This window comes from Synergistota bacterium (assembly GCA_021159885.1).
GTDB lineage: Bacteria > Synergistota > GBS-1 > GBS-1 > GBS-1 > AUK310.
Genome location: JAGHDO010000020.1, coordinates 1 through 5,554, shown reverse-complemented (window position 1 = coordinate 5,554; position 5,554 = coordinate 1). Strand labels below are relative to the sequence as shown.

Annotated in this window: 6 protein-coding genes; all 6 read left to right on the top strand. The window is 43.7% G+C overall.

What is annotated here, in order from left to right:
- The first annotated feature begins 510 nt into the window (after positions 1 to 510).
- Positions 511 to 2,469 (top strand): NAD(P)/FAD-dependent oxidoreductase, encoded by a 1,959-nt coding sequence (locus J7M13_01695; GenBank protein ID MCD6362703.1) that lies wholly within the window; start codon positions 511 to 513, stop codon positions 2,467 to 2,469.
- 9 nt (positions 2,470 to 2,478) lie between these two features.
- Complete coding sequence (locus tag J7M13_01690) at positions 2,479 to 3,192, top strand: hypothetical protein (GenBank protein MCD6362702.1); 714 nt, start codon at positions 2,479 to 2,481, stop codon at positions 3,190 to 3,192.
- 17 nt (positions 3,193 to 3,209) lie between these two features.
- Positions 3,210 to 3,389: a transcriptional regulator gene (locus J7M13_01685; protein MCD6362701.1), complete on the top strand. Its 180-nt coding sequence runs from the start codon at positions 3,210 to 3,212 to the stop codon at positions 3,387 to 3,389.
- Positions 3,390 to 3,404: 15 nt separating this feature from the next.
- Entirely contained in the window at positions 3,405 to 3,839 is a 435-nt protein-coding gene (locus J7M13_01680) for a hypothetical protein (GenBank protein ID MCD6362700.1), read from the top strand.
- A gap of 100 nt (positions 3,840 to 3,939) precedes the next feature.
- A complete protein-coding gene (locus J7M13_01675; protein MCD6362699.1) occupies positions 3,940 to 4,995 on the top strand; it encodes a TRAP transporter substrate-binding protein in 1,056 nt (351 codons plus the stop codon).
- Between the two features lie 88 nt (positions 4,996 to 5,083).
- Positions 5,084 to 5,554, top strand: a 471-nt coding sequence (locus J7M13_01670; protein MCD6362698.1) for a TRAP transporter small permease, incomplete at its 3' end; no start/stop codon positions are given.

Below are 5,554 nucleotides of genomic sequence, written 5' to 3'. Positions count from 1 at the left end.
GTAATGTATTTTGATCACCTCCTTCTCTTATAGAAGATTATAACTCTTAAATGCTATATGTCAATATCGATAAATCGATTTATCGATATATATAATATTTTTTAAGGTTAATCTTTTTGTAGTATAATGGTTTCAGTATGAGTGCCTTTAAGAAGAGAGGGGATATCTCGTTTTAAAAGCTTTTGGTATGGCCAAGTTTCTGCCCTCATGGAACCTATTGGTGGGCTCTGGGAGCCTGGCTGGTTGAAATAGCGAGACCTCTCTTTCCTTTTCGCTGCTGGAGCTATGATCTTCGTGGTTGTCGAGGAGGTTATTCCCGAATCTCAATCGAGCGGGAACTCTGACACTGCTACATTGGGTGCTTTGATAGGTTTCGCTGCGATGACGGCGCTTGATGTAGGACTGAGCCGAGCTTAGAAAAGGGGGTGTTTTAGATTGTTCTATGTTTTCGTTTCACTTGTACCATGGATAATTTATTGGGTCGTTTGTGGAACGGGAAGCAAAATTGGCATGATTTTCCCCTCTATAGCATCCCTTATCATAACTCTTCCACAGGTTTTAAAGAAGAGGTACAATTTGCTTGATTTAACAACTTTGGCCTATTTCACTCTGGTTGCTGTTGCGTCCTTCCTTCAGGGAGGGAGATTTTTCGCTGAAAGAGGAGCTTTTATCAGCTATGCGCTTCTTTTTTCCGTTTCCTTGACCTCTCTTTTGATCAAAAAGCCCTTCACGCTTGAGATCGCCAAGAGGGCCTATCCGGAAAGCTATTGGAAGGATGAGATTTTCATAATGGTAAATGTGGTGATAACCACGGTGTGGACGGGAGTTTTTCTGATCAATGCTCTTCTTTTTCTGATTTTATCAGGTATATATCCTATTATTCTATCAAATCTTTTAGTGGCTGCTGGCATAATTTTTTCAATGATTTTCCCAAAGAAGGGACCAACCTATTTCATTTCAAGGAAGTTTAAGAGGAAGGAGTGGAAGGTGAGGGTGAAACCGCGCTCCCAGAAGCTGCAGAATGAATATGATGTCATAATAGTTGGTTCTGGAATAGGTGGTTTAAGCTGTGGAGCTCTTTTATCCTTGCGGGGGTATAAGGTTCTCGTTTTGGAACAGCACTATCAGGCTGGAGGATACTGCTCTTCATTTTCAAGAAAAGGATTTACCTTTAACTGTGGTGTGGAGAATGTAAGCGGTCTCTGGGAAGGAGGTACCCTTTCGCTTTTTCTGAAGAAGCTGGGACTTAACAAGGAAGATTTTTTCGTTAAAAACACGGTTAGATATCTTTTCAGGGGTGAGGCTTTCGATGTTGTGGAGCCCTCCGATTTCATGGATAATCTGTTGGGATTTTTCCCTGAGGAAAGAGATGGTATAAAGAGATTTTTCAGCATGATTGAGAGAGCTCTTGAGGAGTCTCAAAAGGAGAAAGAGCCATTTGGTGCTCCTTTACCGCCTGAGATCGTAGTTGAAGTTTTGGGGGCGAATAGGTTGCTGAGCTATCCCCGGGATTATCCTACGCTTTATGAGCTTGGGAGAAGGACGCTTCGCGATCTTCTCGACGAGTATTTCAAGAGCGATGATATAAAGAGATTTTTATGTGCACTTATAGGCTATCTTGGAACGGTTCCTGAGAAAACCTCGGGAAGAAGCGCTCTTGGAGCTATGTTTTCCTACTATGCTAAGGGAGGATATTTCCCTAAGGGAGGAGCCCAAAAGTTTGCTGATGCACTAAAGGGTGTTATAGAGGCTAACGGTGGTGAAGTTCTTCTACGGCATAGGGTGGAGAGAATACTGGTTAGAACTGGGAAGACCTACGGTGTAAAGGTGGGGAGCAAGTTCTTTAAATCATCTGTGGTTGTAGCTAACGCTAATGCTAAGATAGTGTTTCTCAATCTTATAGATAGTAAGGAGTTGGAAAAAAGCTTTCTTGAGTATATAAGGGAGCTTAAAATGTCTCCTTCGGTGTTTATGGTCTTCCTTGGAGTGGATGCCGATCTCAGCTCCTATCCCACGCTTATCGAAAATTTAGATAATGGATACGGAGTTGTTATAAATTCGAATGCTGATCCGAGCCTTGCCCCACATGGGAAATCAAGCGTAACTATAATAACCGGAGCGAATTATTATGATTTTCCGGAAAGAGGCACGGAGGAGTATAATAAGAGGAAAGGAGAACTATCTGATTTGCTTATTGAGAAAACTTCCGAGGTCATTCCGGAGCTGGAAGGGAATATTCTTGTGAAAGACGCAGCTACTCCAAGGACTTTCGAGGCTTATACCTCTATGCCGGAGGGAGCTATTTACTCTTTTGATCAATCTATAGATGTCAAGAGACCTTATTTTAAGTCCCCAATTGAGGGACTATATTTAGCAAGTGCGTCTACCTTCCCAGGTGGGGGTATAGAAGCGGTTATAATTTCTGGCATTATCTGTGCTAATGATATATGCGGTTGGGAAAGGAGGTAAGCTCTTTAAATGGCTGAAAAGATGATAATTGTTGAAAAAGCAATTTTTGAGGCCTTTCCGGATTTTAAGCGGGGTGTGGTTATTGTAGACGACATGGAGAATGAAGCTGGGAATTCTAAGATAGCTTCTCTCTTAGAAGAGGTTATGGCTTCTCGAAGAGGAGGGGAAAACTGGCTTGAGCATGAATTTATAAAAGCATGGGAAGAGGCGCATAGAAAATTTGGATCTAATCCCAATCGCTTTCCGCCTTCCATTAAGGCTTTAATAAAGCGCGTTCAGAAAGGAGGCAAAATTCCCTTTATAAATAGCACTGTTGCTCTCTTTAACTATATTTCGATAAAGTATTTGATACCGTGTGGAGGGGATGACGCGGATAAGGTTGAGGGAAATATGCGTCTTGGTTTCGCTACTGGGAAAGAGCGATTTCTACCGCTTGGGGGAAAGGAAGAGGAGCATCCTGAGCCGGGGGAGGTTATCTACTTTGATGATAGGACTTTGAACGTGATGTGCAGGAGATGGAATTGGAGAAATGGAGACTTTTCCAAAATAACCGAAGACAGTCGCAGAGTGGTTATAAACGTTGATGGGATAGGGCCGGTTTCAGAGGAGCTAATCGTTAAGGCAAGGGATGAACTTGCTGATTTGCTTGAAAGCCTATGTGGTGCGCGTTTAAGAGTTGGTATGCTAAAACAGGGGAGCGAGACCTTAGTAGCATATGCATGATAAGGGGGTGGGGGTTGATGGAGGAGAGGGAGAGAGTCGTTTTCGAGACTATGAAGAAAGTGGGGAAGCCTCTCAAGCCTGGTGACATAGCTAAGCTCACGGGTATTGATAGCAAGGAGGTATCAAAGATAATAAAGAAGCTCAAGGGTGAGGGAAAGGTAATTTCTCCCAAGCGCTGCTATTATTCGCCTGCCTGAGCAGGTCGGATGGGAATGCTGATTTACTCTGAAACGCAAGTTGGTTGGGTGCTCCTTTTAATTCTGGGAGTGGCAGAGATCATAACTTTTTATATGTGGAAAAGGACGGGAGAGATACCGATCCTTATAAGCTCTTTCTTGCTTTTGTCTGCGGCTTTGCTTTTTTCAACGATGAGAATCACGGTTGATAGCACCCATTTAAGGATCAGGTTTGGAATAGGATTGATAAGAAAAAGCTTTCTCTTAAGGGATATTCTAAGATGCAGAATCGTTAGAAATCCGTGGTGGTATGGATGGGGAATTAGACTTATTCCTGGAGGCTGGCTCTTTAACGTTTCCGGCTTTATGGCGGTTGAAATAGTGATAAGGAATGGAAAATTGTATCGAATAGGGAGCTCTGCCCCCGAAAAGCTCAAGGGAGCGATAGAAAGCGGAATAGCCAAACCTTGACTTGAGTACATAGCTGTTTTATAATTTAAAGTATCAATTTAAAGTATCCAAGTTGAGCGCCATGATGTATACATAGCCTGACGAGAAGGAGGTGCTATTTATGAGGAAGCTTGGAATAGCGGTGGTGGCGGTGGTTTTGTTAGTGGCTTTCGTCTCGATACCTGCTCTGGCTGGCGTAAGAACCCTCAGAGTTGTGGGAAGCTGGAGCAGTCTTGCCCTTTATAAGAAATTTGAGAGACCCTTCTGGACAGAGACTTTGCCTAAGGCATTGGGAGGCAAGGTAAAAACAATTATGACTTCTCTTGGGCAGGTCAAGCTTAAGGGACCAGCAGTTTTACGTGCTATGGATAAGGGAGTATTTGATGCGGTTTCAACGGTTGTTGATTATGTCGTTTCCGATGCTCCCGGGCTGGCTGGTTTGGATCTTCCCGCACTTGCGCCGGATATTAAGACAGCCAGGAAGGTTGTGGAAGCCTATAAGCCTGTGATGGCAGATATAATTAAGAAGAGATTTAACGCTAAGCTTCTCGCTGTGGTTCCTTATCCGGCTCAGATTCTCTTTTCCAAGGTCAAGATAACGGGCCTTAAGGATCTTAAGGGCAAAAAGGTGCGTGCAAGTGGGTGGACGACCTCTCAATTCGTTGAGGCTCTCGGTGCTACAGGCGTTACGATAACCTTTAGCGAGGTTGCTACTGCCCTGCAGAGAGGAGTCGTGGATTGCGCCGTTACGGGAAGCCTTTCTGGATATAGCGCGGGATGGGGAGAGGTTTCTAACTATCTCTATCCGTTGCCCATAGGGGGATGGGACTATGTTATGACCGTTATAAGGCTTGATACTTGGAATTCTTTCTCTCCTGAGGAGCGTAAGACCATTCAGAAGCTTATAAAAGAGAAGCTTGAAGAGCCTGCGTGGGCGGATGCTGATGAGGAAACTCAGCAAGGTATAAACTGTTTAACAGGGATAGGAGACTGTCAATATGGCAAGCCTAATCGTATGAAGCTCGTTAAAGTGCGTCCTGAGGATATAAAACTTGCGCGTAAGATCCTTGTGGATTATGTCCTTCCCGCTTGGGCTAAGCGCGTTGATAAGGAGACCATCAAGCGCTGGAATGAGACAATAGGTAAGGTGGTTGGACTTAAGGCTGAGGTTAAGTAAAGTTTCGTTTCATGCTCTGAAAGCGATGGGGGATATGGCTTATCATTTAAAGCCATATCCCCTTTAAATTTGCTGTGGGGGGAGAAAGATGATAGAGAGAGCTATATTGATGGCCGAAAGAGTTTGTAAATATGGGGTATGGGCGAGTGGAGTACTGGTTCTCTTCATGGCGGTTTATATATGTATTGATGTTTTGCTAAGAAAGCTCTTTTCGGTTTCCATAAGCGGGGGAGAGGAATTCTCAGGATATACCCTCGCCATCATGAGCGGATGGGCTTTTTCTTATGCGCTTTTTAAGAAGGCTCACGTTAGAATAGATATTCTTTATCTAAAGCTTCCGCTTAAATATCGTTCTGCTCTTGATCTTTTATCGCTGGTGGCTCTCATTATCTTCGTTATTCTCACAACTTACTATGCTTTTGGAGTTTTGCATACTTCTATCTTGAGAAACTCAGTGGCAAATACGCCGCTTCAAACCCCACTGTGGATACCGCAATCTCTTTGGTTCGTAAGCCTTGTTTTCTTCTCGATAGTTTTAATTCTCTTCTTGGTGGGGACG